Here is a 26405-nt window from a genome sequence, read left to right on the forward strand (position 1 = left end):
AAACATAAATGAATTTGTTACTGCGAACGAAGTGATTCTAAATGGATTTTTGCAGGTGACAGGGCAGCTTGGCTGGACTGTTATAATGTTTATAAAAGTTTCACGTGAAACATCAAATTATAATATAGATTTATAAAAGAAAATGTGCTATACTCTTTTATAGCATTTTGGCTGTACTTAAAAAGGGGATAATAATATGGGACGAGTAATCGTAGTTGCCAATCAGAAGGGTGGTGTAGGGAAGACTACCACCGCAATTAATCTGTCAGCGTGTCTTGCGGAAGCAGGAAAAAAGGTTCTTGCGATTGATATGGACCCGCAGGGAAACATGACAAGCGGACTGGGTGTGGATAAGGACGAAATAGAAAAAACCACATACGAGCTGCTTCTTGGGGAGACAGAGGTGAAGGAATGTCTGCAGAAAAGTGTTGTAGAGGGGCTGGATTTACTGGCATCGAATATTGACCTTGCTGCGGCAGAAATAGAGCTGATAGGCGAAGAGGAAAAAGAATTTATTCTGCAAAAGGCGTTGGAGCCTGTCCGGAATCAGTATGATTTTGTAATTATTGACTGCCCTCCGTCTTTGAATATTCTGACGATTAATTCTATGTGCGCAGCGGATACTGTTTTAGTTCCGATTCAGTGCGAATATTATGCGCTGGAAGGACTTTCACAGTTGATTCATACAATTAATCTCGTCCAGGAACGTCTGAATCCTAATCTGGAAATGGAGGGAGTTGTATTTACGATGTATGACGCACGTACAAATCTTTCTCTTCAGGTTGTGGAAAACGTAAAAAGCAATCTCCAGCAGACAATTTATAAAACAATCATTCCAAGAAATGTCCGTCTTGCGGAAGCGCCAAGTCATGGAATGCCGATTACACTGTACGACACAAAATCGGCGGGAGCTGAGAGCTATCGTCTTCTGGCGGAGGAAGTAATACATAGAGGAGAGGAAGAATGGCAGTAAAGAAAACTGGATTGGGAAAAGGTCTTGATGTTCTGATACCGTCAGACTCTAAGAAAACTGTTCCGCTTCGAAAAGAAAATAATCATGCAGCTGCGGTGATTCCGGCAAAAGACGGCGTCCAGGAATTAAAGATTTCCGAGGTAGAACCAAACAGACAGCAGCCCCGGAAAAATTTCGATGAGGATGCTCTTCTGGAGCTATCCGAATCCATAAAACAGTTTGGCGTCATACAGCCGCTGATTGTTCAGAAAAGGGATGACCATTATGAAATTATCGCCGGGGAAAGGCGGTGGCGTGCTGCAAAAAAAGCGGGTGTAAAAAAAATACCGGTCATTATCAGAGAATATAATCCGCAGGAAGTTATGGAGATTTCTCTGATTGAAAATATCCAGAGAGAAGATTTGAATCCGATTGAGGAAGCACAGGCGTATAAACGACTTTTAGAGGAATATCATCTGAAGCAGGATGAAGTCGCAGAAAAAGTTTCAAAGAGCCGCACAACGGTTACAAATTCTCTCCGTCTCCTGAAGCTGGACGACCGTGTCCAGCAGATGGTAATCGACGATATGATTTCCACCGGTCATGCGCGCGCACTGCTTGGTCTTGAAGATAAGGAAGAACAGTACGTGGCGGCTGTCAAAATCTTTGACGAAAAAATGAGCGTGCGGGATACGGAGAAACTGGTGAAGCTTCTTCAGAACAAAAAACCGGAAAAAGTAAAGGAGGAGCCTGCAAACAGTTTTATATATAAAGACATCGAAGAAAAAATAAAAGCGATTCTCGGCACAAAGGTTACAGTAGACCACAGAGCTAATAATAAGGGGAAAATCACAATCGAATATTATTCCAATGAGGAGCTGGAACGGATTGTGGAAATGATGGAATCGCTGAAAGCATAGAATACAGGGGATAAGGAGTGTAGATATGGAGAATTCGATTTTGAACAATCTAATTATCGACCCAGGAATAATTATTATCCTGATGATGATTATGATTATCATACTTTTGGTTCTTCAGATAAAAAATTCATTTAAATTGAATCGTTTTATGAAGAAATACAAAAGCTTTATGAAGGGAAAAGACGGAATTTCACTGGAAAAGACTATCCTGCGGAATATCAATGATATTGATATGCTGCTGGAATCCAGTAAGAATCATATGGAAGAAATCCGTCAGCTCAAAGAAATCCAGCTTCATACGCTGAATAAAACAGCAATCGTAAAATACGATGCATTTAAGGAAATGGGCGGAAAGCTGAGTTTTGCACTTGCCATGCTGGACCAGGAAAACAGCGGATTTGTGCTGAACGCGATTCACAGCAGAGAGGGCTGTTATACGTATATTAAGGAAATTGTAAAGGGCGAATCCTATATCGTTCTTGGGGAAGAAGAAAAAGAAGCGCTGCGGCAGGCAGTAAATCAGTACGTCGATTAAAACAGCATAAACTGGAAATATTATGTTAATCAGATGGTTATGCTGGCAGATAATTATGTTAATCAGATAATGATATTATTTAAAAATTATGTAAACAGATAAGGAGCAGGGAAAATGTTAGATATTAAATTTTTGAGAGAGAATCCGGAGATTGTAAAGCAGAATATCCGCAATAAGTTCCAGGACCAAAAGCTGCCGATGGTAGATGAAGTAATCGCGCTTGATAAAAGAAACCGCGAGATTAAAAATGAGGTGGAGGCGCTGCGTGCAAACCGCAACAAGCTTTCCAAGCAGATCGGCGCATTGATGGGTCAGGGAAAGAGAGAGAAAGCGGAAGAAATCAAGAAACAGGTTGCCGCACAGGCAGGTCAGGTGGAAGCGCTTTCCCAGGAGGAGAAGGAAGTAGAAGAGAATATCAGAAGAATTATGATGGTTATCCCGAATATCATCGACCCGTCTGTTCCGATTGGAAAAGATGACAGCGAAAATGTGGAAATCGAAAAGTTTGGTGAACCGGTCGTACCGGATTTTGAAATTCCATATCACACAGAAATTATGGAACGTTTTGACGGAATCGACCTGGATGCTGCCCGTGAAGTTGCCGGAAACGGATTTTATTATCTGATGGGCGATATCGCGCGCATTCATTCTGCCGTGATTTCCTATGCGAGAGATTTCATGATTAACCGCGGATTTACGTACTGTGTTCCGCCGTTCATGATCCGCAGCAAGGTAGTTACCGGTGTTATGAGCTTTGCAGAAATGGAATCCATGATGTATAAGATTGAGGGTGAAGATTTGTATCTGATTGGTACGAGCGAGCACTCCATGATTGGTAAGTTTATTGATTCTCTGACGCCGGAGGCAGAGCTGCCGAAAACGCTGACAAGCTATTCTCCGTGCTTCCGCAAGGAAAAAGGAGCACATGGCATCGAGGAGCGCGGCGTTTACCGCATCCATCAGTTTGAAAAACAGGAAATGATTGTTGTCTGCAAACCAGAGGACAGCATGATGTGGTATGATAAGCTCTGGCAGAATACGGTGGATCTGTTCCGTTCTCTGGATATTCCGGTACGTACTCTGGAATGCTGCTCCGGAGATCTGGCGGACCTGAAGGTGAAATCCTGTGATGTGGAAGCATGGTCTCCGCGTCAGAAAAAATATTTTGAAGTGGGAAGCTGCTCCAATCTCGGCGATGCGCAGGCGCGCCGTCTCGGCATCCGCGTAAAGGGTGAGGACGGAAAGAAATATCTTGCGCATACTTTGAATAATACTGTTGTTGCTCCGCCGCGTATGCTGATTGCATTCCTGGAGAATAACCTGAACGAGGACGGAAGTGTAAATATTCCGAAGGCGCTTCAGATGTATATGGGCGGAATTGAAAAAATTGTACCGAAACATTGAGGAAATATTATGCACAGCTTTATGCGTTCCATTGGATTCAGCAATATTATTAACAGGAAACACGCAGACGACCTGATAAAGGAAGTCTGTGCGTCCTGTGATGTCCGCAATGCTGTCCGTCTGGAAAACGGCAATGCGTTTGTGGAATATGTAAAGGAATTTGCTCCGCACTGTGGAATTGTTGTCTGCGGAGAAATGGATGAAAACGGATTCCATATGGATTATTATTTTCCATATTACAGGACAGATACGGTTAGCAGTTATGCGGACCTCACGGTCGAAAAGCATACGGATAAGGATTCTTTTGCCGGTGTGTGCGAGGATACCAGAATCGGCACGACGATTATTTTTTATGTGTCAAATGCCGCCCGGTATCAGAAAGAAGCGATGCAGAGCAGCATGAAAAACGGCAATGTGAGTGTTTCATTCACGGCGCTGGCTTCTGAGGGGAGAATCCTTCTTCCAATCCAGAAAAGTCCCAACCAGGCGCTGCTTGATATGGAAGCGACAAGCACGCGCAGTCATCTGATTGCGGCTGCCAGAAACGGGGATGAAAACGCTATTGAAAGTCTGACACTGGAGGATATGGACACATATAATATGGTGTCGCGGCGCATTATGACCGAGGATGTATTCAGCATTGTAGAAACCTTTTTTATGCCCTCCGGTATGGAATGCGACCGTTATCAGATTATGGGAGAAATTCAGTCAGTCGAGAAAATCAGAAATAAAAGAACAAAGGAATATCTCTATCAGATGAATCTTTTGTGCAACAATATGTCTATGGATGTATGTATTAATGAGGCGGACCTCATGGGCGAGCCGGATGTCGGACGTCGCTTTAAGGGCGAGGTCTGGCTGCAGGGCAATATTAACTTTGTGTGATGTAAGCCAAGCCTCTGGGATGGCGTTCATAAAAATAATGCAATAAACCGGAAAAAAGGGTTGCACTGAAGCTTAAAAGAATGTAAAATGGATATGTTACGAAACCGATGAAAACAGGTATGTTTTCATCGGTTGAAATGTCGCTATAGCTCAGTTGGATAGAGCGACCGCCTCCTAAGCGGTAGGCCGGAGGTTCAAATCCTCTTAGCGACGCTTATAGAAATGCCGAAAACACTGGGGTTCCAGAGTTTTTGGCGTTTTTCTTTTTCTAATTTTACCCCTTACCATAGGGGGATGGTTCGACAAAAGAAAACGGGAGGTAAATGATAATTGAAAATATTTATTGTTGAAGATGAAGCGGATATTCGCAAGGAATTATCTGTTCTGATTGAAAAATACGGATATTCTCACGAAAGCAGTACGGACTTTGAACATATAACGAAACACATTTTAGATTCGGAAGCTAACCTTATACTCTTAGACATAAATTTGCCCTATCAAGATGGGTATACGATATGTCGTGAAATTAGAAAGCAATCCGAGATTCCGATTATTGTTTTGACAAGCAGAGATACAGACTTTGACGAACTAATGAGCCTAAATATTGGCGCGGATGATTTTATATCGAAGCCTTATAATGCACAGGTATTGATTGCGCGTATTCAAAAAATTTTGAAGCGGACTTATGAAGTACAGGCTAATTCTGTTCTTATACATAAGGGAGTGACGATTAACCTGTTGAAAGCTACGGCTTCTTACGGTGATAAAGAAATTGACTTAACAAAAAATGAAATGGGAATATTGCGGCTTCTGACTGTAAATAAAGGTAACATCATACCGAGGGACGCAATTATTGACGAGCTATGGCAAAGCGACGAGTTTATAGATGAGAATACATTAAATGTGAATATTGTACGTTTGCGAAAAAAATTATCTCAAATAGGTGCGTCTGATTATCTGGAAACAAAGCGTGGATTGGGGTATCGGGTATGAAACTGACAGATTATCTGCTTGACCGAATTTTCTCTATTATTGCATTCTTTACAGCAGTTATCTTTTCTGCGGGGATTCTCTGGATAGTGGAATTGAGAAATGAATTTATTGTCCTTGTTGAAGTGATATTTTGTATTTCTTTTCTTCTTTCCCTTTTATGGGATTACGCAAGAAAAAGAAAGTATTATCATGCCTTATGGACTTTATTCGATAAATTGGACGATAAGACACTATTAGCGGAACTTGTAGAAAAGCCGGGTTTTCTTGATGGGAAACTTTTGTTTCAAATTCTCCGTCACACAAATAAACATATGAATGATAAACTGGCAGAAGCATACGCAGCTAATCAAGAATACCGGGAATATGTTGAAATGTGGGTGCATGAAATAAAAACGCCTATTACTTCCGCACATTTAATTATTGAAAATGATAAAAATATTTCTACAATACGCATAGATGATGAATTGAACAAAATAGACCATTTTGTAGAACAGGCTCTTTTCTATGCAAGGAGTACGGCTTTAGAAAAAGATTTCAAAATAGAAAAGACAACTTTGAAAGTATTAGTGCATGAAGCAGTAAAAAATTACTCCAAGCAGATTATTACAGCGGGAGGAAAGCCGGTATTTGAAAATCTGGATATTCCGGTTTTTGCTGACCGGAAATGGTGCGTATTCATTGTAGGACAGATTATAGCTAACTCTGTAAAATATACCAATGGAGGATTGCTGCTTACTTTTGAGGGAACGGCTTTTGACGGTGGTTGCTGCCTTTCAATCTCTGATAATGGGATTGGTATTGCCGCCGCAGATATTCCGCGTATCTTTGATAAAGGATTTACAGGCGAAAATGGACGAAAATATAAAAAATCAACAGGAATAGGGTTGTACTTGTGCCGGAAGTTGTGTGATAAAATGAATATGGAAATATCCGCAGCCAGCAACTTACAATGCGGAACAACAATAAAAATCACTTTCCCAAAAGACCACTTTTATTTTGAGCAGGCATAAAATGTCTGCTCATTGTCTTTGGAGAAAACTTACATTTTGGTAATGTAAATGTAATCTGATTTAATGGCGCTTTTTATTTGCCGGAAGTACAATAGTCTAAAAGAAAGGAGCGGATTTTATGAACACACCTATATTAGAGGTTTCTGATATTCAAAAATATTATGGGAACAGGGGGAATATCACAAAGGCAGTGAATCATATTTCTTTTTCTGTTGGAAAAGGCGAATTTGTCGGTATTATGGGTGCGTCTGGTTCTGGAAAAACTACGCTGCTTAATTGTATCTCTACAATCGACACCGTAACCAGTGGAAAAATATTTGTAGCAGGAAAAGATATTACCTTATTACGCGGCAAGCAGTTGTCCGCTTTCCGGCGTGAAAAACTTGGTTTTATCTTTCAGGATTTTAATTTACTTGATACGCTGACCGCATATGAAAATATTTCCCTTGCCCTTTCTATTTCCGGCATAAAAGCAAAAGAAATTGACCAGAGGGTAAAAAAGATTGCTGCTGCACTGAATATTACAGAAGTATTGAAAAAATACCCTTATCAAATGTCGGGAGGGCAGCAACAGCGCGTAGCCGCTGCCCGCGCAATGGTTACAAATCCTGCTCTTGTCTTAGCTGATGAACCGACGGGAGCTTTGGATTCCCATTCTTCAAAAATTCTCCTGACCATGCTGGAAGAATTAAACCAAAAACTTTCCGCGACAATTTTAATGGTAACACATGATTCCGTTACAGCCAGTTATTGCCGCCGTATTCTCTTTATAAAGGACGGAAAAATTTTCAATGAAATCCAACGCGGGACAAGAACGCGGAAAGCGTTTTTTGATGAAATCATGGAGGTCATTTCTGTTTTGGGAGGTGAGATAAATGACGGGAGGTAAATTGATTTTTCGCAATGTACGAAAAAATTTGCAGGATTATATGATATATTTCCTCACGTTAATGATTTCGGTCAGTATGTTTTATGCGTTTAATTCCATTCAGACACAACCGGCATTACAAAACCTTGACGCGACAAAACAACTGCTTTCAGACCAGTTAGGAATATTGCTTTCTGCATTATCCGTTATAGTTGCTGTTGTGCTTGCCTTTCTTATCCTGTATGCAAATCAGTTTTTGCTGAAACGCAGGAAAAAGGAACTGGGGATTTATACGCTGTTAGGAATGGAAAAAGGGAAAATATCGCGGATTTTTGCCGGAGAAACCTTGTGTGTAGGAGTTGTTTCACTTGTTTTTGGTCTTATATTTGGGCTTTTACTCTCACAGGGTTTATCCTTATTTTCCTTACGTTTATTTGCGGTAGACATGAGCGAATTTCAGCTTATTTTTTCCATGAGTGCTTTAAAAAAGACAATCGGTTGTTTTGCTTTGATATTTCTGATTGTCATGGTTTTTAATGTTCGTACCGTTTCTACTGTTAAGCTAATCGACCTCTTGACTGCCAGCCGGAAGAATGAAAGCATGGCTTTGAAAAATAAACCTGCACAGATATTATTAACTCTGCTGTCCGTCCTGTGTATTGTTTCTTCCGCTATAATTATTCAACGATATGGGATACTTCCAAGTCGTGAAAATCATTGGTTTCAAATTGCTATAGTTCTATTGGCGGTTGGTACAGCACTCTTTTTCTTTTCTGCTTCAGCGTTGTTGCTTACAGCAATACAGGCAAAAAAAATTGTTTATCTGAAAGGATTAAACACTTTTTTAAGCAGGCAGATTGGAAGCAGAATACAAACAAACTTTCTGACTATGACCGTGGTATGCGGTTTACTGACGGTTTCCATTTGCGGTATATCCGTGGGAATAAGCTCCGCATTAACAATGAATGAGGCTTCTAAAGCCGCTCTTCCTTTTGACTTGAATGTGATTGCGGATGTTGATGTTTCGGGAGATACGGACATTGCCGAATATCTTAATTCAAGAAATGTAGATATTGGCAGTTATGCTGAGAACACGGCGCAAATAAGCCTTTACGAATCGGAGATAACCTATGGAAATCTTTTTGAGGGACAGGATGTGGATTTGTGGCCGATTGATTCTTCCATTCCACAAACAGGTGTTAGTGTGATTTCCATTTCAGATTATAACCGCTCTTTGGCGGCACAGGGAAAAGACGCTGTAACACTTGAAAATAATAAATTTCTCATAAACTGTAATTATGACGGCACATTACAATATATTGATACATTTTTGCAGTCTGGTAAAGAAATTATAATAAATGGGGTAGCCCTATATGCGCAGGAGAAGCAATCGCTCCATGAAACCTACTACATGACATCGGTAGGAAACAATGACAGGGGTACGCTTATCATTCCAGATTATATAGCGGCTTCACTGGCGAAAGATGTAAATATTTTATTAGTGCAATACAAAGCAGATACAAATTCAGATGAAGTATTGCAGAAAATGATACCGATTGGATTGGAATGGGAAACCGAGGGGTATCGTTACAGTGAAAAAATTATGATGAACAGTATGTACTATGGTTCCTGTGCTTTGCTTGTCTTTCTCTGTTCATACATTGGACTTGTTTTCCTGCTGATATGCGCTGCATTACTATCGTTAAAGCAGTTGACAGAAACCGCAGATAATGTTTATAGATATGGCTTGTTACAAAAACTTGGTACGGACAGCAAATTACTTTTAGGGACACTATTTAAACAGATTGCAGTTTTTTTCATCACACCACTTCTGCTTGCAGGAATATTCTCGGCTTTTGGGATTGGGAAGATTACAGCAATAGTAGAAGAATTTTTGAATATGCACATTTCTACCAATATTGGCGTTACGATACTGATGTTTTTAATTGTGTATGGTGGATATTTTATAACCACCTACCTGTCTTGTAAACATATGGTTATCGAAAAACAACTTAAAGAATTGGAGGTGTAATTATGCCGGAAAATGTAAATTGGAGTGCCGTCTGGCAAAGTATTACTGACACATGGCTTCCGCTGTTTGGCGGTGTTGCGTTGATTGTAATCCTGTTGATTGTAATTCACATTATCAAGAAACACAAAAAAGATAAATAATCAAAACATCTGCCGGACGACGGCAAAAGAAAAAAAGCCGTCGCAGAGCAGAGGTATTTTCACACGTCATTTTTAAATTCCGGCGGCTTTGATTTTCAGAGCCGCCGCTTCTTTTTGCCTATCGGCAGTCTACGACGACCCTAACACCGTAAAAACGGCGGCTAATGGAGGTAGCCGCCGTGATATATAGAGCGTATCGACAAAGTACGACACCTTTCTGCCTGTTAAAAAAATTCTGACCACTGCCGGGGTCATTTCTACCCTTATATATGAACTGTCAAATCATCTAATTACTTTTTATAATTCCTTTGCGTCTGCCAGTATTTTATGGACAGGCGTATTTCATTTTGCTCATATTTTACTGCACTGCCGTTCTCCCCCGACCAATCTGGATTTTCAAAAAATTCAGATTGGAGGTAAAGGATTATGGCTTACAACAAAGCCAGAGAAGAAAAGAAATGACGGCTCTGGAAAGAAGCCGAGGAAAAGCAGATGCGGAGCCTGGGTGTCGATGAAGATACCATTGAAAGGCTCCGTATATATGATTGGGCTATCTTCAAGTCCGACAGGCGGTACTATGAGAAGCAGCAGGATACAGGTACATACCTTGAGGAAGTTGCAGAGAGTGACCCACAATCCGAAGTAAAAACGGTTGATGATTTTCTGGACAGCATCGAAAATGACCGTCTTTATGAAATCTTGATTAAAGTGGACAGGCTTACCATACAAGCCGCGCTGCTGAAGATACAGGGTTTTAGCTATCGTGAAATTGCTTTGCAGCTCGGCATAACGGAGAAGTCTGTATATAGGCGGATGGACAGGCTCAAAGAAAAATTAAAAAATGTTTGAAACAGAGGGGAATTTGACGGTTTCCCATCGGCTACTGGGTGAGAGGACAAAATCTTCTCATCCAGTTTTCCTTTGTGTGGCGAAAACGGGGACTGTTCCTTGACAACCGAATACTCATTCGCCAGATACTTCCTCTTTGTGATTGTGATGAGCATAAGCGTGTGCAGCGGTACGCCATGACCTGCCAAATGACAGCGAGCGATGAAAGGTGGTGAGCCAGTCTTTACCGACTCAAAATATCGGGCAGCTCCCGATTTCGCCAGAACCCACAAAGAGAATAATGGTACTCCCGTCCAGTCACAGTCCGAACGGTATCCAATCCGTCACAGGCAATGAGGGCGGCACACGCTCCGTACTTATTATCTCAAATGATAAAGGAAACAGGTACAGCCCTACTGTGATTGTTGCTGCTATTACAAGTAAAAAAGCAAAGGGCGGTTTGCCTACACACTTCTGTTTAGACGGCATTGAGGGGCTTCCTGCCAACTCGATTGTTTTGTTGGAACAGATACGGACTATTGATAAAAAACGGCTTAGAGAACACTTGGCGCAGCTTGCCGAGTGTTATATGGAGGAAATTACTGCTCCCCTGCTTATCAGTATCGGCGTTAAGAATGTGCGTAAAGGAAAAAGGAGGTCTGCTGATGTTTGAAGATAGAGTTGCTGCACTGAATAAGGAATCGCAAACTATACCGGGTATACCCTATGAAAAGAGAATTTACACTGTGGATGAAATACAGGATATTTTGGGTATTGGCAGAAACTCCGCATATAGTCTTGTGAAGTCGGGCGTATTCCACAGCGTCCGCATCGGTGGGAATATCCGTATATCTAAAAAGAGCTTTGATGAATGGCTCGATAATAAAATGAATACCTGTCAAGTGTGCGAAACGGTCTGAAAAACTGCTTTCGCACATTTCACTTTTTCTCCGAATTGCAATACTATATAGCCAAGCAGAAACGCTTGGCTATATAGCAGATTGCAATGGCTGACGAGCCGAATAAGATATTACGGAGGAAAAGCTAATGAATAAAAAAAGTATGTCCGTACCAGAGATGCGGCGGTTACTCGGTTTAGGAAAAACAGGGTCATACTGGCTTATTAAAAAGCATTATTTTGAAACTATCATCATTGCGGGAAAGATGCGTGTGATGGTGGACAGCTTTGAAGAATGGTATGCCAACCAGCTTCATTATAAAAAGGTCAATGGCGACCCGCCGGGGAAGAACTGGACGGCTATTGGAGATATGAAACTGGATGATGTGACACCGAGGACAATGGACAAGTTCTACCAAAGCCTGCTTTCAGTTAAAGCAAAGGTAGTCAATAATCGCAAACCGAACAATGAATATCTCACAGCCCACACCGTCCGAGAAATTCATAAGCTGCTCCGCAATGCTTTTAATCAAGCTGTTAAATGGGAGCTGATGTCAAGAAATCCTGTACTCAATGCAACACTTCCGAAAGAAGAACATAAGGAGCGTGCAATCTGGACAGCCGAAACTTTATTTAAGGCTCTGGAGGTCTGTGATGATGATAACCTGGCATTAGCATTGAACCTTGCTTTTTCCTGCTCCCTGCGGATGGGGGAAATGCTCGGCTTAACATGGGACTGCATTGATATTTCAGAAAGAAGCATAAAGAATGGATGCGCTTATATTTTTGTCAATAAAGAGTTGCAGCGCGTCAACCGAAATGCGTTAGAGCAGCTTGGAGAAAAGGGCGTTATGTTTAAGTTTCCGCCTGCGGTTGCAAGCACCCATACAGCATTAGTACTGAAAGAGCCGAAAACAAAGACCAGTGTACGAAAGATATTTTTGCCAAAAACAGTAGCCGAGATGCTTGTCAAACGCCGCGAGGAAATTGAAAACCTCAAGGAGTTGTTTGGGGATGAATACATGGACTATAATCTGGTATTTGCATCATCCTGCGGCAGACCCATTGAGGGACAGGTTATCAACCGGGCATTGGCTAAGCTGATTAAAGAAAATGATTTACCACCCGTTGTATTTCACAGCTTCCGGCATTCGAGTATCACTTATAAGCTGAAGTGGGGCGGCGGAGATATGAAGTCCGTGCAGGGCGACTCTGGACACGCACAGGTCAAGATGGTGGCAGATGTGTATTCCCATATCATAGATGATGACAGGCGGTTAAATGCACAGCGGTTTGAGGAACAGTTTTACCAGATGAAAGCTGCACCTGCTGACAGCGGAACGCAGGAAGAAAAGACACCCGACACGGCACAATCAGACCAAGAAATTTTGCTCAAGCTGCTTGCCAATCCAGAAATGGCGGCACTATTGAAATCGTTGGCAAAAAATTTGTGCGAACAATGAGCCAGGCAGAAATGCTTGCATTTCTATTTGGCGAATGTCGCAGCAACGGGCGAAACTTCGCCCGTTACCAAAAGGGGCAGTCAAAAGATTGCCCTTTTTCTTTGCAGAATTATATGGTAAAAAATCTGCCGCATGGTATAATGGATTTGTCGAGAAAAAATGTTTAAGGTCAAAAGTTGTGACCTTAAAGTGAATGATACATCTAAACTTGAAATCACAATTTGTGATTTCAAGTTTGGAAAACAACGGGTATGGCGGAAGAAGAAGTTTACCGTTTGTTTTTACAGAGCAAGGGATAGCAATGCTCTCATCGGTTTTAAGAAGTGAAGTAGCCGTGCAGACAAGTATTCGTATCATGGATACTTTTGTGGAGATGCGTCGTTTTATCTCCAATAATGCCTTGCTCTTTGAGCGTATCAGCAATGTGGAATTGAAACAGTTGGAATACCAGAAGCAGACAGATGAGAAGTTAGAGCAGATATTTGAGTACATATCCGAGCATGAAGAAGCCAGTCAAAAGGTATTCTTTGACGGGCAGATTTATGATGCGTTCAGCTTGATTGTCAGCCTTATCCAAAAGGCGGAAAAAGAAATCACGCTGATAGATGGATATGTAGATGTGGGAACACTGAATTTGCTTTCCAAGAAGAATGAAAACGTGTCCGTGACAATCTATACCCAGAAGCGGACAAGGCTCACAAAAACGGATGCAGAGAATTTTAATGCGCAGTACCCCACATTAGAAGTGAAATATACAAAAGCGTTCCATGACCGTTTCTTAATTCTTGACCGAGAAACAGCCTATCATGTAGGGGCGTCTTTAAAAGACGCAGGAAAGAAATGCTTTGGTATCAACCTTATTCAAGATGCAGGGATAATCAAAGATATATTACAGAGATTAGAACTGGAAACAGAGGAATGAGATTTGAGGTTGCAATTTGCGACCTTAAAAAACGATTGCAGATTCTTAACGAATCGTGCTGGAATGTTAATAATTCAAACCACATGGGATGCGATAACACACACCGTACTGACAAGCGGTTTAGTGTTCATATTATGCGGAATCTCCGGAAAAAAATTGACTGGTGGAAAATGCTATGGGGAAAATGAACAGGAGGGCTGTCCGAAATTAAAACCGGGCAGTTTCTTTATGCAATGAAAAGAGCCACCTGCGTTCATACTGATGGCTCGGTTATTTAAAGCGTCAGATTTAGTTGAACGAATAGCGTTCCAACATGTAAATCAAGATGGTTTCGCTTTTACCATCCATTCCGCCTTTTAGGTAAAGCAGTTTTTGTACCTTGCCATGTTCCAGCGCTTTCAGGGCTGTTCCGGCAGTCCCTTTCCCGGATATGACTTCCACCAGATAGCGGGTGGACGACTGGAGGCTCTGTACCACAAAGTCAATCTCACCGCCCCGGTAGGTTGCAAATGCCGGTGTCTCAAAGGATATCTCCTGCGGGAAATCCTGGCGTTTTTTCAGATTGATATACACAAAATTTTCATTCAGAGTGCCTGTTAGGACGCGGGAATCTGTGCCAGTACGCGTCAGGTAATAGTTCGCCAGTCCCACATCCATGACATAGCAGCGGCTTGCCGCTTTGAAATCCAGAATATCCATTTCCGTGATCTCGACGCAGAAAGCAATGATACCGGAGAAGTAGAGCCAGCTTATGGCACGATTGCAGGTCGCTTTGGAAATATTACTGGAATAATCCCTTGTTACCAGCTTCTGCAGCTCCTCGCTGATGCTGTCCTCCGTAAGACCTTTCTTTTCCCGGTTTAAAATTCTGCAGATTTCCCATAAATAAAAAAGAGCCATTAAGAACCGCATAATGCAGCTATCGTAATGACTCTGATTTCCAAACTTAAACTTGCGTGTGTCCTGGAAGAATGGTCCAGACTCCCGATGCGGGATAACACAAAAACTTAAATACAAGATTATAATAGTATAAGATTTAGTGTGTGTCAATGAAAGAAAAACTATATATAGAAATTCGCTTGAAGAAATTATATGTGTGAAAAAGGAATACTATGATATAATTGTGCGTAGAAAGCGGGATTTGTGGAGGCGGACAGATGAGCTTAAAAGAAAGAGCGAGAAAACTACAGACTGATATTCCTGCATTATTTTTGGCATTGAAGGATAAAGAAACTCCTATTGTTGCAAAGGTATTAGCTGGAATCACAGTTGCATATGCATTATCACCTATCGATTTAGTGCCAGATTTTATTCCGGTTTTGGGGTATTTAGATGATGTTATTTTGTTACCAACGTTTATAGTGGCAACTATTAAATTTATTCCAGAAAATGTACTTGAAAGATGCAGAAAAAAGTCAGAAGGTATGTGGAAAGAAGGAAAACCAAAAAAATGGTATTACGCAATGCCAATAGTATTAATATGGCTCGCAATAATTGCTTTACTGTTAAAAGTGATTTTCTTCTGAATACAACAGCTTGCAGTTTTTGTGATGAAGGAAGGAAAATGGAATTCTATCATTTTAGATGGGACTGTACCGGTTGAGGATATCAAACGGATGATTGGAGAAAGTTATGATTTGATAAAGGAGAAGAAAGCATGAGGATCTTAGTGGATGCGGATGCCTGCCCGGTGGTAAAAATTGTAGAACATACGGCTGAAAAATATCGGATTCCGGTAGTTCTTCTGTGCGATACGAATCACGTCCTGCAGTCGGACTACAGCGAGGTGCTGACAGTAGGGGTAGGGGCTGATGCGGTAGATTTTAAGCTGGTAAGTATCTGCCAGAAAGGAGATATTGTTGTGACGCAGGATTACGGTGTGGCAGCTATGATTTTGGGAAAGGGAGCATATGGAATCCATCAGAGCGGCAGATGGTATACGGATGAAAATATTGATCAGATGCTTATGGAGAGACATTTTGCGAAAAAAGCCAGAAATGCGAAAAAGAGGAATCATATCAAAGGACCGGCAAAACGGACTGTGGAAGATGATATCCGATTTGAAAAATCGCTGGAAAAGCTGATTCAAAAATGCCGTAGAGAGTAGTCTGGAGAAAGAAAACAGGAACTATGATGTGCCATTACCGGAAATGCAGAATCCTATGCAAAGTATCATGTTTGTAATAGACTTCATGCAGGAGGTGTTGACAGGACGGATCTGCTGTGTCTTCCTCTTTCATGTTTTCAAAAACATGATTTACCAGCGCTTCCTGCCCGGTACTGACGTAGGCAACCTCATACATTTCATCATTGGCAAAGGAGAAAAAAATGATACGACCTTTAGAAAAAAAGGATATTAAAACAGTCTGTAACATTGTAAATGATAATTGGAAGAATGTTTATACAGGGATTGTAAACCCATTTTTGCTAAGTGAGGAAGGATGTGCGGAAAGAATACGTCAGCTGGAATCAGATTTTTCTACCCATAGGTTATCAGAATATGTGTGGGAGGAGGATAGTAATGTGGAGGCACTGCTATCCATAGGAGATACCATAGATACGGATATAACAGGTGCATTTGAGATTTGGCGTGTTTATGTTTCTGCTAAATTTCAAGGAAAAGGAATTGGAAGATTATTACTTGATTTTGCACAGCAAAAGGCAAAAGAGCAAGGGTATAAAAGAATAGTAATATGGGCATTCAAAGATAATTATCGGGCTGTTTCTTTTTATCAAAAGAATGGGTATTGTATTGATAAAGAGGAATATTTAGGAGAGCCTTATTTTGCAATAGGAGTACGTTTAAAGAAAGAAATTTGAAAGGTGCCGCATCTGCTGACAGCGGAACGCAGGAAGAAAAGACAACCGAAACGGCACAATCTGACCAGGAAATTCTTGTCCCATTTTTGCTATGTGCGATATTGATTTTTATTTTGGCATTGACAGTGGCGGTAACACGCTTTGGAAAAAAGTAATGCTTTTTGAGCATAATCAAGATGCAAAAATTAAGTATTTGATATAACATGTTACCTTGTTTATAATGCAGGTGTAGGAAAAGTGCAGCACACTTTCTCTACACCTGTATTTTAATTTACCATGCAGAGGTAGTAATGATGAAAATGTATTTGAAAAAAAGTGTTGTATGGATGCTGTTAAGCCTTATAGGAATTATTTTTGCAGGCAATAGTGAGCGCGCAGAAATAGAATATGCGGAATCACAGGCTGATAATCTTATTTTGACAAAAGCGGAATATCCGGCATCTTATGAAATTGAAAACTTTCCAGTTTTATATCAAATGCCGGAGCTGCCGACAGGATGTGAAATTACTGCTTTGACGATGCTGTTAAATTATTATGGTTTGCCGGCTGAGAAGGTGGAAATGGCAACCGGGTATCTTCCCACTTTATTGTCGGCGGAAACTTATGTTGGAGAAGACGGGAAGATGTATGGAAATGATATGAATCAATATTTTATTGGGAATCCGACAACCCAGAATGGTATCATATGCGGGACGGGAGCGATTATTACAGCGGCAAATGATTTTCTTCTGGATTATGGAAGCACGCTTAGAGCTACAGATCAAACCGGTACTGCAGTGGAAGAATTATATCACATGGTAAGCAGAGGTATACCGGTGATGGTATGGTGTACTATTGGAATGGAGAACAGAAGCCCTGTGCAGGGCTGGTATACAGAAAATGGTACATATGTAGACTGGAGCAGAAATGATCACGGGGCAGTATTAATTGGTTATACTTCCGATACGGTAAAAATTGCTGACCCTATTTCCGGAATTGTAGAGTATGACCGGAAACAGTTTGAATCTGTTTTTGCTTCACGTAAAGGGCAGTGTGTTATTTTGGAAGAAAAATAGGCGGTAGAGATATGCTGTTGCTTATAAAATAGAAGTAATGCTTTTTGAGCATAATAGGTGCACATAAACTAAGTATTTGATATAACCTGTTGCCCCGTTTATAATGTAGGTGTAGAAAAAAAGTGCATTGCACTTTTCCTCTACACCTATATTTTTTAGATAACGGAAAGCTGCAGAATTCGTTTTTTATAGGTATAAGGAGACTGGAAATGGAGCTGGAGAAAATAACAAAGCAGTTGGAAAATAATGGAAATACGAGGAGGATTTAAGAATGAGTTACCAATTTTTTGTTCCTACCCGCACCGTGTTTGGTGCCGGAAAATTAAACGAACTGCATACCCAGACAATGCCAGGAAGAAAGGCAATGGTTGTGATTTCCAATGGGAAATCCATGAAAGAAAGCGGAACGCTTTACAGAGTATTAAAGGAACTGGCCTATGCAGGCGTGGAGACGGTGGTGTTCGACCATGTACAGGCGAATCCCCTTCGTTCCACTGTTATGGATGGAGCGGCTTTTGCGAAAACAAATGGCTGTGACTTTATCGTTGCCCTGGGCGGCGGCAGCGTGATGGATGCATCGAAGGCAATAGCTGCAATGGCGACAAATGAAGGCGATATTTGGGATTACATGAACGGCGGCACTGGCGGAGGGAAAACTCTTACAGAAAAAGCATTGCCGGTAATCTGCATTACAACGACAGCCGGAACCGGCTCCGAAGCAGATCAGTGGGGCGTGATCACCAATGACGAAACCAATGAGAAGATTGGATTTGGCGGTTATGACTGCCTGTTCCCGATATTGTCTATCGTTGACCCGGAGCTGATGGTTTCGGTTCCGCCGAAATTTACGGCATATCAGGGATTTGACGCACTGTTCCACAGTACGGAGTGTTATATTTCCAAGGCGCATAACCGCATGGGCGATATGCTGGCCCTGACCGCCATTGAAAATATCGGAAAGTATCTTGTCCGGGCCGTAAAGGATGGAAATGATCTGGAAGCCCGTGAAGGCGTGGCCTTTGCGAATAATCTGTCCGGGCAGGTGATGACCGTGAGCTGCTGCACAAGTGAACATTCTATGGAACACGCTATGAGCGCTTATCACCAGGAGTTGCCTCATGGGGCAGGTCTGATCATGATTTCAGAAGCATACTACCAGCATTTTGTGGACTGCCATGCCTGTGATGAACGGTTTATTACGATGGCGAAGGCGCTGGGAAAAGAGGACGCCTCCTGCGCGCAGGATTTTGTGGATCTGCTGGTACAGCTTCAGAAAGACTGCGGTGTGGCAGACCTTAAAATGTCTGATTTTGGGATTCAGAAGGAGGAACTTGACAGGCTGGCGGAAAATGCCCGTGAGACAATGGGAGGTTTGTTTATGGCTGATCCGGCTACGCTGTCCCATGAGGAATGCGTGGCAATTTATCAGAAGTCTTATAAATAAGAGAAATACCCTTCGGGTATACCAAAATGGCTGGAAAGTACGGCCGATGAATAAGGAAAGGCGGTTTTTTATATAAACGAATTAGAACATGGAACGATTTTTGAGAAAGGTGTGCCGAATCCTTTCGGTGAATATTTCACAGGCCAGTCTTATCTGGCAATGTTGATGCAGTTAAATGGCGTCGGAGTTGCAAACGTGACCTTTGAGCCTGCCTGCCGGAATAACTGGCATATTCATTACGGGGAGAAGGGTGGAGGACAGATCCTGCTGGTTACCGGAGGACGCGGCTGGTATCAGGAATGGGGCAAAGAGGCGCAGGTGCTTCATGCAGGAGATGTGGTTGCCATTCCTGTGGGAGTAAAGCACTGGCATGGGGCGGCAAAGGACAGCTGGTTTGCGCATATCGCCATAGAAGTTCCCGGTGAGAATACCTCGAATGAGTGGCTGGAGCCAGTCTCAGAGGAAGAATACAAAAAGTTGAAATAAAGGAGGCATTTCAGATGGCAAAAGTTACAGCCGGTCATGACGAATTGGGTATAATTGTTATAAAACCATGAAAATATTTTGAATACGGAGGTAGACACAATGAAAAAAACAATTACTTTTTTACTTTCTCTGTTTATGATTATAAGCCTTGTTGCCTGCGGGAATACGTCAGCTCAGACAGAGCAGCCTTCTGCAGAAAGTAATTCTGCCGGGAGCAGTGTGTCAGAGGAAACATCTGTACCGGCGGAATCCGAACTAGAGACCGAATCTGCACAGCCCGATGAAACGCAAGAAACAGCAGGAATAACAGAAATAGCAGAAACAACAGAAATAACAGAAATAACAGAAACAGCAGCAGATATACCTGAGTCCGGGACTGATGCTGAGACTGAGGGGACAAAGGTGCTGGTAGCCTATTTTTCTGCGACCAATACAACTGAAGGAGTAGCAGAACATATTGCAAATGGTCTGAATGCTGACCTTTACGAAATCATTCCGGAAGAGCCTTACACAGATGAGGATCTGGATTATAACGATAACAACAGCCGCAGTACACTGGAAATGAATGACACATCTTCCCGTCCGGCGATCGCTGGTTCCGTGGAGAACATGGAGCAGTATACAATCGTGTTTCTCGGTTATCCCATCTGGTGGGGAGAGGCACCGAGAATCGTCAGCACCTTTGTGGAAAGCTATGATTTTTCCGGTAAGACCATTGTTCCTTTCTGCACTTCCGGCGGCAGCGGCATTGGCTCCAGTGCTTCCAATCTGGAACAGCTTACCAGTGGTGCTACATGGCTGGAAGGAAGACGTTTGAATGGCAGTGATTCCCAGGATATCGTTATGGAATGGGTAAACGGTCTTGGTCTGAATCTGGGAGAATAATTGAAAGAAGATTTCAAGGAGGCGATGGGAAAGGGTGAATAACTCATGAAACCAAAAATGAAAATCAAGATGGAAATTGACCTCCTGATGACAGTGCTGCTGCTCTGTCTGATGGCATATCAAATCACCGGAGAGGCGCTTCATGAGTGGTTTGGCGCCGGGATGCTGCTCCTGTTTATCGCGCACAACATCCTTAACATCCGGTGGTATGGCAATCTGTTCAGGGGAAAATATAAGCCGCTGCGCATGGTGCAGACAATTGTTAATTTCAGTGCGCTCATTTCCATGCTCTGTCTTGGATACAGCGGAATCGTCATGTCCCGCCATGTGTTTGCAGCGCTTCCCATAAGCGGGCCGATGGCGACGGCGAGAAGTATGCACATGGCAGCCGCCTATTGGGGGTTTGTGCTGATGAGCATTCATTTGGGGATGCACTGGGGAATGATCGTGGGAATGTTTAAGAGGCTCCTAAAAGGAAGAAAAATGACGGCTGCCGCCCGGTGGGGGTTACGGCTGGCAGCCGCCGCAATCGCCGGATATGGGTTGTTCTGCTTTATCCAAAAGGATATTGTTTCTTATATGTTCCTGAAAAATCAGTTTGTGTTCTTTGATTTTGAACAGGGTGTGATATCCGTGTTTGCGCAGTATATTGCGATGATGGGATTCTGGATTTTTGTCAGCTATTATATAATCCGGGGAATCGGGAAGATTTTCGGCAAACACTCGAAAGGAAGGGAGAAGATCCATAAAACTTTTTATCGTTATCGAAAGAAATGCAATGAGGGTATTGGAAAAAGCACAAACAATTTTGGGTGTTATGTGGTGAAAAATAGAATGATGTGGTATACTTATTATAAACAAAGAAATGAGGATAAAAGTTTTGAAATTTGAATGGGATGAGGAAAAGAATCTGATAAACCAAAAGAAACATAAAATTTCATTTGAAACAGCTGCGTATGTGTTCGAGGATGAAAATTATATAGAAATGTATGATTTTGAACATAGTATAGACGAGGACAGATATATAGCTATAGGTCGTGTTGGGGATGTGTTGTTTGTAGTATTTACAGAAAGAAAAGAAAATATTAGATTGATATCCGCCAGACTGGCGACAGAATCAGAAAGGAGACTTTATTATGACCAAGACATTCATTATTAATAAGGGTCAGAAACCTACAGAAGAACAGTTGCAGGAAATAAGGGAAGCCCAAAAACATCCGATTGTATTTGATGAAGATTCTCCTGAATTGTCACCTGCAATGTATAAAGCTTTTAAAAGTTCTGTTATACAAAGAAATAGAAAGAAAAATGCTTAGGATACAGATATGCACCAGCAATCACCATTTTATACAAGACTGATAAGAGATTTACATGGGGTTGTGCGTGTTTGCAAATGTGACTAATGTCCTTTTCAGGCAATCTTCTAATTGCTCTTTTTTTATTTTCTTATCCTCCTTATCGGGAGTGACAATTTAAAATAATTTTCAAATAACTATTGATATTTTCTTTAAATTGTGCGGCACATTTTATAATTGTTCACAATCATAAAATGTGCCCTTGTAATTACTCTGGTATAAGTTGAATTTTCTTAACTTATCATCGAGTTTCCGAGACTACTCGTTCTGCCTCCTTTACAGATTTCACTTCCGACCGATTGCTCCCATCAGATGTGAGTCACAGACTGCCCATCAATTCTTTGATTACTGCAGGCTCCTCCTCCAGCGCTTCTGCAATTTCTTCTATCGTCATTCCCTTGCCCAGCTTTTTCTGAATCTGTGAAAGCAGCTTACTTCTTTCTCCTTCCTCTCGACCTTCCTCTTTGATCTGCCTGTCACGTTCTTCCATTTTCATGTAAGTCACTCCCATCTGCTCATTCGCCTTAATCTGTTCTACAATCCTATGCAGATGCAAAAGCCGTTCATCACAATCCTCCGGCACATTCTTGGGGCTGCTGTTCTCTACATAATGCAGAAAATCCACCAAAGGCTGTTCTACTTCACTGTCATTTTCCCCCTTCGTATTCAGGATTATCTTTGTGCATTCATCACCCAGCTCAAGCCCTGAAACCTCGCGGCATGTATTACAGAATGTATACCGGTACTTTTTCTTCCGGTACTGATCAAAGCCACAAATGACCACAATATATGTTGGTTTCAGATTGTCAAAGCCTTCCTCACCGCTTTTAATAATGGTGCGTCCAACAGCGCCTGATAGTACCGGGTCCGCTTTGGAATATTCCCACGGTTTCTTTTCTGCATCTCAACGTCAAAAATCTTCCCTTCCACGTCTTCCACATAAAAGTCCATACGGATGCCGCGCTTCCCCGGAAGGTTATGTACTACCTTTTGGCCTTCTTTCCATTGGATCTCTTTTATCCGAATCCCCAGCGACAGCTCAATAATAATTCTGCAGGCATCCAAATTCACCGTTGTCACATCAAACAGGAAATCATCCATCAGATTCATTTTCTGCAGCGGCTCAAGAAGCTCATTTTTTTCTGACATCTGTATATTCAATTTTTCGTTTTCTTCCATCTGGCTCCTCCTTCATTATAATAATTTATCTTCATATTTGCAACTGGGAATACTACTGAAAACTTTGACATCAAAACACCTCTGAGGTCAAAAAAAGTCAGGGAGTTTCTTACGCTCCCTGACTTTTTTCTGTAAAAATATTGTTTGGAATGATAATACTGATTTTATAGGTATAACTATATACTTTCATCTTTGCAATCAGCACAATACAATGTATACGGGGTAAATGGCAAACCCGAATTAAAATGAATATTCCGCAATCAGAAATGGATTGATTCACTCCAGTCGTCCTCATCGTATGAGGTGTCATAGTGTATGCTATTTTCTTCCATACATCCGTTAAGCATTTCTCTGTATTGTTCTGTTAAAGACAACCTTCGCCCCCCTTGGAGGACTGGCAAGCAACATGCCGCCGGACTTTTTATGACCAGACTGTCTCAGAAAGACGCGGCTGTCAATGGAAAAAATTGAAAATACTTTTAAATTTTGTGTAAAGAATGTATAATAACAGTGATAACCGAAAATGAAAAGGTTAATCTTTGTGACTGGACGGATCGGGTCACTCAAAATGCCCATGATCTGTTTGAGTCCGGTTATATGCGTCCTCTGCAGCTGAAATATTGTCTGGGTATAGGATTGAGCGATAACCATAACTGCATCAGATGCATCATTTCTCTGGATCGGATAAAAGAAATTCCATATACGGATTAGGAGATTGCCCGGCTGATATTGGTGGGGCAACTCCGGCGGTCATCAGTGAACGGCTCTGTATCAGCGTGACTACTGCCTATAAACATATCGCTAACATGTACAAAAAGATGAACGTGACAAATCGGCAGGAATTTATCGCACGCCTGTATGAAAAGCCTTCAGAACCGTCATCGAATCAGACAGAGCTGCGGTAACATTCCGCATATGCTGGTATAAGCTATATTTTTTCAACTTTTCATCGAGTTTTCGAAATTACTCATTATTTTATCGGGAGGGTTTGGCTTTGCAGGGACAGAGTTTTAAAAAAAAAGATTGGGCGCTTTTCAGAGATAAGATTGCGGGCTGGCAGGAAAACTATATGGACAGACTGAATAAGGAATATATAGAATTATTAAGTAGCGATGCCGCCCCATCAGAAAAATTCTGGGCACTGGACAAACGGATAAAAGAAGATAAAGGGAAGAAAGGTGTCCGTATACAAATGAGTCGGTCAGACCTTATCTACAATATCATTTCCCTTATCAATGAAGGTGCAATCAGCATGGATGACCTGGAAGAATTCAGCGATGAACTGAAAGAAACGGTGAGATTTCTGGTGGAGCGGTAGTTTGATTCCAGGAGAGGAATTTTAGCTGTAAATGGAGATAATAACTACCCTGTTTTTGGAAACGAAACCATCAAAAAAGAATCGTGGGCACCGTTTTTACAGAGTGCGGTTATATTCGGACGCTGCCATCTGGTAACAGATCAATCTGCGGCGATGACATTACTGAAGCGATTTGCAATGAAATTTTATCCTGACGAAAACATGGTTGATGAAGAGATTGCCATTTCCGGGAAAGCTGTACAGATGTATGAGATAGAGATTGAACATATGAGCGGAAAAGAAGTCCAGGAACGATAGCTGTCAGGTTAATGAAAGAGGCATTTAAAGAGTGAAAGGAACTGTGCCATGAATCATGTACTGATTATAGATGATGATAAAGAACTTTGCGCCTTGATTAAACGCAGCGTTCTGCCTGAAGCTATAGAAGCTGATTGCTGTGATACCGGAAAAGAGGGCTTGAAAAAATTAAAAGAAAAAGAATATCAGCTTGTGATACTTGACGTTATGATGCCCGGTATGGACGGATTTGAGACACTGGAAAAAATCAGAGCAGAAAACAGTCTGCCGATTCTGATGTTCACATCTAAAAATGACAGCGCTTCCAAAGTGCGGGGATTGCGGGCAGGAGCCGACGACTATCTGACAAAGCCTTTTGATATGGACGAGCTGATAGCCCGCATTGTTTCGCTGATACGACGCTATACCCGTTTCAATCAGCCGGGCGGGACACCGCATCAGCTCCACTTTGACGGTCTGGAAATCGACCTGGAAAGCCGCTCCGTTACCACAATGAATGGAACCTTTGAGCTTCCTCCAAAGGAATTTGATATTCTCCTTTTCTGCGCGAAAAATCAGGGAAAAATTCTTACAAAGCAGCGGATTTATGAAGAAGTCTGGGGCGGGGAATATTTCTATGACGACAGCAACATCATGGCGATTATCAGCCGCCTGCGGAAAAAAATAGAAGAAAACCCCGGAAGTCCGAAATACATTCAGACAATCAAGGGTATCGGCTACCGCTTTAACAGGGAGGTATGATTTAACATGGAAATTGTTGCTGCTGTATCCGTTATCATTGCCATCATTTCCGTTCTTACTTCCTGCCTGATTGTCAGACGGGTAAAGAAACAGATTGCCGAAATGTCTGACGCACTGGCTGATGTGAAGAACGGGAACGGAAACCGGCGTATTTTATCCGCCTCAGATGAGCTTATCGCGCCGCTTGTCTATGAAATCAATGATATTATCGTATCTTATGAAAACAGGCTTTCCGCGTTTCGCCAGACAGACGAAACAAACCGGCAGCTTATGACGAGCCTTTCGCATGATGTGAGGACGCCCTTGACTACCCTGATTGGGTATCTTGACGCCGCGCACAAAGGCATTGTTACCGGAAAAGACCGCGACGATTATATAGAAACTGCCCGGCGGAAAGCGCATGACCTGAAAGAATATATCGACGTGCTTTTTGACTGGTTCAAACTGAATTCAGATGAATTTGCGATGGAAATAAACACCGTTGAAGCGGGGGAGCTGACAAGGGATATACTGATTGACTGGATACCGATATTTGAGGATAAGCAGATAGAGTACCATATTGACATTCCCGAACAGCCATTCCGGGTAAAGCTGGATACAGACGGCTATATGCGGATATTAAACAATCTCATACAAAATGTGATTTCTCACAGCCATGCGGATAAGATAGAAGTGATTTTGTCAAAGCAGAGCGGAAATATGAAAATCCTTTTAGCCGACAACGGCACCGGAATCGAAAAAGAAGATTTGAAACATATCTTTGAACGTCTTTATTAGTGTGATAAAGGACGGTCTGAAAAGGGCAGCGGTCTGGGACTGTCTATTGTACATCAGCTTGCAGAAAAAATGAACGGAACAATAACAGCAGAAAGCGTACCGGGAAAAGGAACCGCTTTCACGCTGATTTTTCCTCTTGAAGATTAAGGCTCTCTCCTTTATGGCGGGAGCTTTCATTATTCTGGCAGCATTCCGGAT

General features: G+C 41.9%; 31 protein-coding genes, 1 tRNA gene and 3 pseudogenes. 31 read left to right on the top strand and 4 right to left on the bottom strand.

The genetic code is table 11. The features are described 5' to 3' along the window. Positions 1-196 precede the first annotated feature (196 nt). The 16 genes from NQ534_RS09830 to NQ534_RS09905 all read left to right on the top strand — a co-directional run bounded on the left by NQ534_RS09830 (position 197) and on the right by NQ534_RS09905 (position 13850). Positions 197-973 carry a ParA family protein gene (locus NQ534_RS09830; protein ID WP_006863940.1) on the top strand — a complete coding sequence of 259 codons (777 nt, stop codon included), beginning with the start codon at positions 197-199 and terminating at the stop codon, positions 971-973. After that, entirely contained in the window at positions 964-1872 is a 909-nt protein-coding gene (locus NQ534_RS09835) for a ParB/RepB/Spo0J family partition protein (RefSeq protein WP_006863939.1), read from the top strand. The genes NQ534_RS09830 and NQ534_RS09835 overlap by 10 nt, the downstream gene beginning before the upstream one ends. A 25-nt stretch (positions 1873-1897) precedes the next feature. Beyond that, a complete protein-coding gene (locus tag NQ534_RS09840) occupies positions 1898-2407 on the top strand; it encodes a DUF4446 family protein (RefSeq protein WP_006863938.1) in 510 nt (169 codons plus the stop codon). 114 nt (positions 2408-2521) lie between these two features. Continuing rightward, the gene (gene serS / locus NQ534_RS09845) at positions 2522-3811 is read left to right on the top strand and encodes a serine--tRNA ligase (protein ID WP_006863937.1); all 1290 of its coding nucleotides are present in this window, start codon (positions 2522-2524) and stop codon (positions 3809-3811) included. A 9-nt stretch (positions 3812-3820) separates the two neighbouring features. Then, positions 3821-4696, top strand: coding sequence for a DUF3881 family protein (locus NQ534_RS09850; protein WP_006863936.1), 876 nt, complete (start codon positions 3821-3823; stop codon positions 4694-4696). 139 nt (positions 4697-4835) lie between these two features. Beyond that, positions 4836-4909: transfer RNA gene (locus tag NQ534_RS09855), tRNA-Arg, on the top strand. Positions 4910-5026: 117 nt separating this feature from the next. Continuing rightward, positions 5027-5689: a response regulator transcription factor gene (locus tag NQ534_RS09860; protein WP_006863935.1), complete on the top strand. Its 663-nt coding sequence runs from the start codon at positions 5027-5029 to the stop codon at positions 5687-5689. Next, positions 5686-6699, top strand: coding sequence for a sensor histidine kinase (locus tag NQ534_RS09865; protein WP_006863934.1), 1014 nt, complete (start codon positions 5686-5688; stop codon positions 6697-6699). The genes NQ534_RS09860 and NQ534_RS09865 overlap by 4 nt, the downstream gene beginning before the upstream one ends. Before the next feature lie 118 nt (positions 6700-6817). Continuing rightward, the gene (locus NQ534_RS09870) at positions 6818-7588 is read left to right on the top strand and encodes an ABC transporter ATP-binding protein (protein WP_006863933.1); all 771 of its coding nucleotides are present in this window, start codon (positions 6818-6820) and stop codon (positions 7586-7588) included. Beyond that, the gene (locus NQ534_RS09875) at positions 7575-9599 is read left to right on the top strand and encodes an FtsX-like permease family protein (protein WP_006863932.1); all 2025 of its coding nucleotides are present in this window, start codon (positions 7575-7577) and stop codon (positions 9597-9599) included. The genes NQ534_RS09870 and NQ534_RS09875 overlap by 14 nt, the downstream gene beginning before the upstream one ends. Before the next feature lie 2 nt (positions 9600-9601). After that, positions 9602-9739: a hypothetical protein gene (locus NQ534_RS09880; protein WP_006863931.1), complete on the top strand. Its 138-nt coding sequence runs from the start codon at positions 9602-9604 to the stop codon at positions 9737-9739. Positions 9740-10231: 492 nt separating this feature from the next. After that, positions 10232-10588: an RNA polymerase sigma factor gene (locus tag NQ534_RS09885; protein WP_006863929.1), complete on the top strand. Its 357-nt coding sequence runs from the start codon at positions 10232-10234 to the stop codon at positions 10586-10588. A 280-nt stretch (positions 10589-10868) separates the two neighbouring features. After that, positions 10869-11240, top strand: a complete 372-nt coding sequence (locus NQ534_RS09890; protein WP_006863928.1) for a type II toxin-antitoxin system PemK/MazF family toxin — start codon at positions 10869-10871, stop codon at positions 11238-11240. Then, on the top strand, positions 11233-11487 hold the full coding sequence (locus tag NQ534_RS09895) for a helix-turn-helix domain-containing protein (protein WP_006863927.1): 255 nt from the start codon (positions 11233-11235) through the stop codon (positions 11485-11487). Before NQ534_RS09890 ends, NQ534_RS09895 begins: the two co-directional genes overlap by 8 nt. Positions 11488-11614: 127 nt before the next feature. After that, entirely contained in the window at positions 11615-12928 is a 1314-nt protein-coding gene (locus tag NQ534_RS09900) for a tyrosine-type recombinase/integrase (protein ID WP_006863926.1), read from the top strand. A 208-nt stretch (positions 12929-13136) separates the two neighbouring features. Beyond that, a complete protein-coding gene (locus tag NQ534_RS09905) occupies positions 13137-13850 on the top strand; it encodes an ORF6N domain-containing protein (protein WP_260043795.1) in 714 nt (237 codons plus the stop codon). A gap of 288 nt (positions 13851-14138) precedes the next feature. On the opposite strand, the pseudogene NQ534_RS09910 reads toward NQ534_RS09905, so the two are convergent. After that, positions 14139-14729: pseudogene (locus NQ534_RS09910) on the bottom strand (AAA+ family ATPase); the annotation flags it as partial. Between the two features lie 278 nt (positions 14730-15007). Between NQ534_RS09910 and NQ534_RS09915 the strand changes: the two are divergent. The 3 genes and pseudogenes from NQ534_RS09915 to NQ534_RS09925 all read left to right on the top strand — a co-directional run bounded on the left by NQ534_RS09915 (position 15008) and on the right by NQ534_RS09925 (position 15957). Then, entirely contained in the window at positions 15008-15376 is a 369-nt protein-coding gene (locus NQ534_RS09915) for a YkvA family protein (RefSeq protein WP_006863919.1), read from the top strand. Between the two features lie 36 nt (positions 15377-15412). Next, positions 15413-15511, top strand: a pseudogene (locus NQ534_RS21720) (MmcQ/YjbR family DNA-binding protein); the annotation flags it as partial. Beyond that, positions 15508-15957 carry a YaiI/YqxD family protein gene (locus NQ534_RS09925; RefSeq protein WP_006863917.1) on the top strand — a complete coding sequence of 150 codons (450 nt, stop codon included), beginning with the start codon at positions 15508-15510 and terminating at the stop codon, positions 15955-15957. The pseudogene NQ534_RS21720 and the gene NQ534_RS09925, both read left to right, overlap by 4 nt. Positions 15958-15991: 34 nt before the next feature. On the opposite strand, the gene NQ534_RS21725 is transcribed toward NQ534_RS09925, so the two are convergent. Further along, positions 15992-16225 (bottom strand): DUF5697 family protein, encoded by a 234-nt coding sequence (locus NQ534_RS21725; RefSeq protein ID WP_085986989.1) that lies wholly within the window; start codon positions 16223-16225, stop codon positions 15992-15994. On the opposite strand from NQ534_RS21725, the gene NQ534_RS09930 reads away from it, so the two are divergent. The 8 genes from NQ534_RS09930 to NQ534_RS09965 all read left to right on the top strand — a co-directional run bounded on the left by NQ534_RS09930 (position 16179) and on the right by NQ534_RS09965 (position 21856). After that, positions 16179-16670, top strand: a complete 492-nt coding sequence (locus NQ534_RS09930; protein ID WP_006863915.1) for a GNAT family N-acetyltransferase — start codon at positions 16179-16181, stop codon at positions 16668-16670. The genes NQ534_RS21725 and NQ534_RS09930 overlap by 47 nt on opposite strands. A gap of 290 nt (positions 16671-16960) precedes the next feature. Further along, positions 16961-17725: a C39 family peptidase gene (locus tag NQ534_RS09935; protein ID WP_006863913.1), complete on the top strand. Its 765-nt coding sequence runs from the start codon at positions 16961-16963 to the stop codon at positions 17723-17725. A gap of 271 nt (positions 17726-17996) precedes the next feature. Next, positions 17997-19169, top strand: coding sequence for an iron-containing alcohol dehydrogenase (locus NQ534_RS09940; RefSeq protein ID WP_006863911.1), 1173 nt, complete (start codon positions 17997-17999; stop codon positions 19167-19169). 111 nt (positions 19170-19280) lie between these two features. Beyond that, positions 19281-19655 (top strand): cupin domain-containing protein, encoded by a 375-nt coding sequence (locus tag NQ534_RS09945; protein WP_242655412.1) that lies wholly within the window; start codon positions 19281-19283, stop codon positions 19653-19655. Positions 19656-19754: 99 nt separating this feature from the next. Next, positions 19755-20540: a flavodoxin gene (locus NQ534_RS09950; protein ID WP_006863909.1), complete on the top strand. Its 786-nt coding sequence runs from the start codon at positions 19755-19757 to the stop codon at positions 20538-20540. Between the two features lie 45 nt (positions 20541-20585). After that, entirely contained in the window at positions 20586-21431 is an 846-nt protein-coding gene (locus tag NQ534_RS09955) for a DUF4405 domain-containing protein (protein ID WP_006863908.1), read from the top strand. Continuing rightward, a complete protein-coding gene (locus tag NQ534_RS09960) occupies positions 21421-21699 on the top strand; it encodes a BrnT family toxin (protein ID WP_242655411.1) in 279 nt (92 codons plus the stop codon). The genes NQ534_RS09955 and NQ534_RS09960 overlap by 11 nt, the downstream gene beginning before the upstream one ends. Continuing rightward, the gene (locus NQ534_RS09965) at positions 21677-21856 is read left to right on the top strand and encodes a hypothetical protein (protein ID WP_006863906.1); all 180 of its coding nucleotides are present in this window, start codon (positions 21677-21679) and stop codon (positions 21854-21856) included. Before NQ534_RS09960 ends, NQ534_RS09965 begins: the two co-directional genes overlap by 23 nt. Positions 21857-22214: 358 nt before the next feature. Here the strand turns inward: NQ534_RS09965 and NQ534_RS09970 are convergent, their stop codons facing one another. Both NQ534_RS09970 and NQ534_RS09975 read right to left on the bottom strand, forming a co-directional pair. Then, positions 22215-22391, bottom strand: coding sequence for a hypothetical protein (locus tag NQ534_RS09970; protein WP_260043806.1), 177 nt, complete (start codon positions 22389-22391; stop codon positions 22215-22217). A 302-nt stretch (positions 22392-22693) separates the two neighbouring features. After that, positions 22694-23074: a PD-(D/E)XK nuclease family transposase gene (locus NQ534_RS09975; RefSeq protein WP_006863904.1), complete on the bottom strand. Its 381-nt coding sequence runs from the start codon at positions 23072-23074 to the stop codon at positions 22694-22696. 662 nt (positions 23075-23736) lie between these two features. On the opposite strand from NQ534_RS09975, the gene NQ534_RS21880 reads away from it, so the two are divergent. The 4 genes and pseudogenes from NQ534_RS21880 (at position 23737) to NQ534_RS09990 (ending at position 26354) form a co-directional block, all read left to right on the top strand. Continuing rightward, on the top strand, positions 23737-23979 hold the full coding sequence (locus tag NQ534_RS21880) for a helix-turn-helix transcriptional regulator (protein ID WP_006863901.1): 243 nt from the start codon (positions 23737-23739) through the stop codon (positions 23977-23979). 89 nt (positions 23980-24068) lie between these two features. Next, the gene (locus NQ534_RS09980) at positions 24069-24392 is read left to right on the top strand and encodes a hypothetical protein (RefSeq protein ID WP_040784970.1); all 324 of its coding nucleotides are present in this window, start codon (positions 24069-24071) and stop codon (positions 24390-24392) included. Positions 24393-24737: 345 nt separating this feature from the next. Next, on the top strand, positions 24738-25430 hold the full coding sequence (locus NQ534_RS09985) for a response regulator transcription factor (RefSeq protein ID WP_006863898.1): 693 nt from the start codon (positions 24738-24740) through the stop codon (positions 25428-25430). A gap of 6 nt (positions 25431-25436) precedes the next feature. Then, positions 25437-26354, top strand: a pseudogene (locus NQ534_RS09990) (sensor histidine kinase). Positions 26355-26405: the final 51 nt, after the last annotated feature.

This window comes from Marvinbryantia formatexigens DSM 14469 (assembly GCF_025148285.1).
GTDB classification, from domain to species: Bacteria; Bacillota; Clostridia; order Lachnospirales; family Lachnospiraceae; genus Marvinbryantia; species Marvinbryantia formatexigens.

Bases quoted from the DNA above. Each gene is read 5' to 3' on its own strand.
- NQ534_RS09830 (WP_006863940.1), top strand. From the start codon at position 197: ATGGGACGAGTAATCGTAGTTGCCAATCAGAAGGGTGGTGTAGGGAAG.
- NQ534_RS09965 (WP_006863906.1), top strand. From the start codon at position 21,677: ATGACCAAGACATTCATTATTAATAAGGGTCAGAAACCTACAGAAGAA.
- NQ534_RS09935 (WP_006863913.1), top strand. From the start codon at position 16,961: ATGATGAAAATGTATTTGAAAAAAAGTGTTGTATGGATGCTGTTAAGC.
- NQ534_RS09925 (WP_006863917.1), top strand. From the start codon at position 15,508: ATGAGGATCTTAGTGGATGCGGATGCCTGCCCGGTGGTAAAAATTGTA.
- NQ534_RS09865 (WP_006863934.1), top strand. From the start codon at position 5,686: ATGAAACTGACAGATTATCTGCTTGACCGAATTTTCTCTATTATTGCA.
- NQ534_RS09840 (WP_006863938.1), top strand. From the start codon at position 1,898: ATGGAGAATTCGATTTTGAACAATCTAATTATCGACCCAGGAATAATT.
- NQ534_RS09985 (WP_006863898.1), top strand. From the start codon at position 24,738: ATGAATCATGTACTGATTATAGATGATGATAAAGAACTTTGCGCCTTG.
- NQ534_RS21725 (WP_085986989.1), bottom strand. From the start codon at position 16,225: ATGTTACAGACTGTTTTAATATCCTTTTTTTCTAAAGGTCGTATCATT.
- NQ534_RS09895 (WP_006863927.1), top strand. From the start codon at position 11,233: ATGTTTGAAGATAGAGTTGCTGCACTGAATAAGGAATCGCAAACTATA.
- NQ534_RS09950 (WP_006863909.1), top strand. From the start codon at position 19,755: ATGAAAAAAACAATTACTTTTTTACTTTCTCTGTTTATGATTATAAGC.
- NQ534_RS09870 (WP_006863933.1), top strand. From the start codon at position 6,818: ATGAACACACCTATATTAGAGGTTTCTGATATTCAAAAATATTATGGG.
- NQ534_RS09970 (WP_260043806.1), bottom strand. From the start codon at position 22,391: ATGAAAATGGAAGAACGTGACAGGCAGATCAAAGAGGAAGGTCGAGAG.
- NQ534_RS09940 (WP_006863911.1), top strand. From the start codon at position 17,997: ATGAGTTACCAATTTTTTGTTCCTACCCGCACCGTGTTTGGTGCCGGA.
- NQ534_RS09975 (WP_006863904.1), bottom strand. From the start codon at position 23,074: ATGGAAGAAAACGAAAAATTGAATATACAGATGTCAGAAAAAAATGAG.
- serS (WP_006863937.1), top strand. From the start codon at position 2,522: ATGTTAGATATTAAATTTTTGAGAGAGAATCCGGAGATTGTAAAGCAG.
- NQ534_RS09955 (WP_006863908.1), top strand. From the start codon at position 20,586: ATGAAACCAAAAATGAAAATCAAGATGGAAATTGACCTCCTGATGACA.
- NQ534_RS09930 (WP_006863915.1), top strand. From the start codon at position 16,179: ATGATACGACCTTTAGAAAAAAAGGATATTAAAACAGTCTGTAACATT.
- NQ534_RS09835 (WP_006863939.1), top strand. From the start codon at position 964: ATGGCAGTAAAGAAAACTGGATTGGGAAAAGGTCTTGATGTTCTGATA.
- NQ534_RS21880 (WP_006863901.1), top strand. From the start codon at position 23,737: ATGCATCATTTCTCTGGATCGGATAAAAGAAATTCCATATACGGATTA.
- NQ534_RS09915 (WP_006863919.1), top strand. From the start codon at position 15,008: ATGAGCTTAAAAGAAAGAGCGAGAAAACTACAGACTGATATTCCTGCA.
- NQ534_RS09900 (WP_006863926.1), top strand. From the start codon at position 11,615: ATGAATAAAAAAAGTATGTCCGTACCAGAGATGCGGCGGTTACTCGGT.
- NQ534_RS09850 (WP_006863936.1), top strand. From the start codon at position 3,821: ATGCACAGCTTTATGCGTTCCATTGGATTCAGCAATATTATTAACAGG.
- NQ534_RS09880 (WP_006863931.1), top strand. From the start codon at position 9,602: ATGCCGGAAAATGTAAATTGGAGTGCCGTCTGGCAAAGTATTACTGAC.
- NQ534_RS09875 (WP_006863932.1), top strand. From the start codon at position 7,575: ATGACGGGAGGTAAATTGATTTTTCGCAATGTACGAAAAAATTTGCAG.
- NQ534_RS09890 (WP_006863928.1), top strand. From the start codon at position 10,869: ATGGTACTCCCGTCCAGTCACAGTCCGAACGGTATCCAATCCGTCACA.
- NQ534_RS09885 (WP_006863929.1), top strand. From the start codon at position 10,232: ATGCGGAGCCTGGGTGTCGATGAAGATACCATTGAAAGGCTCCGTATA.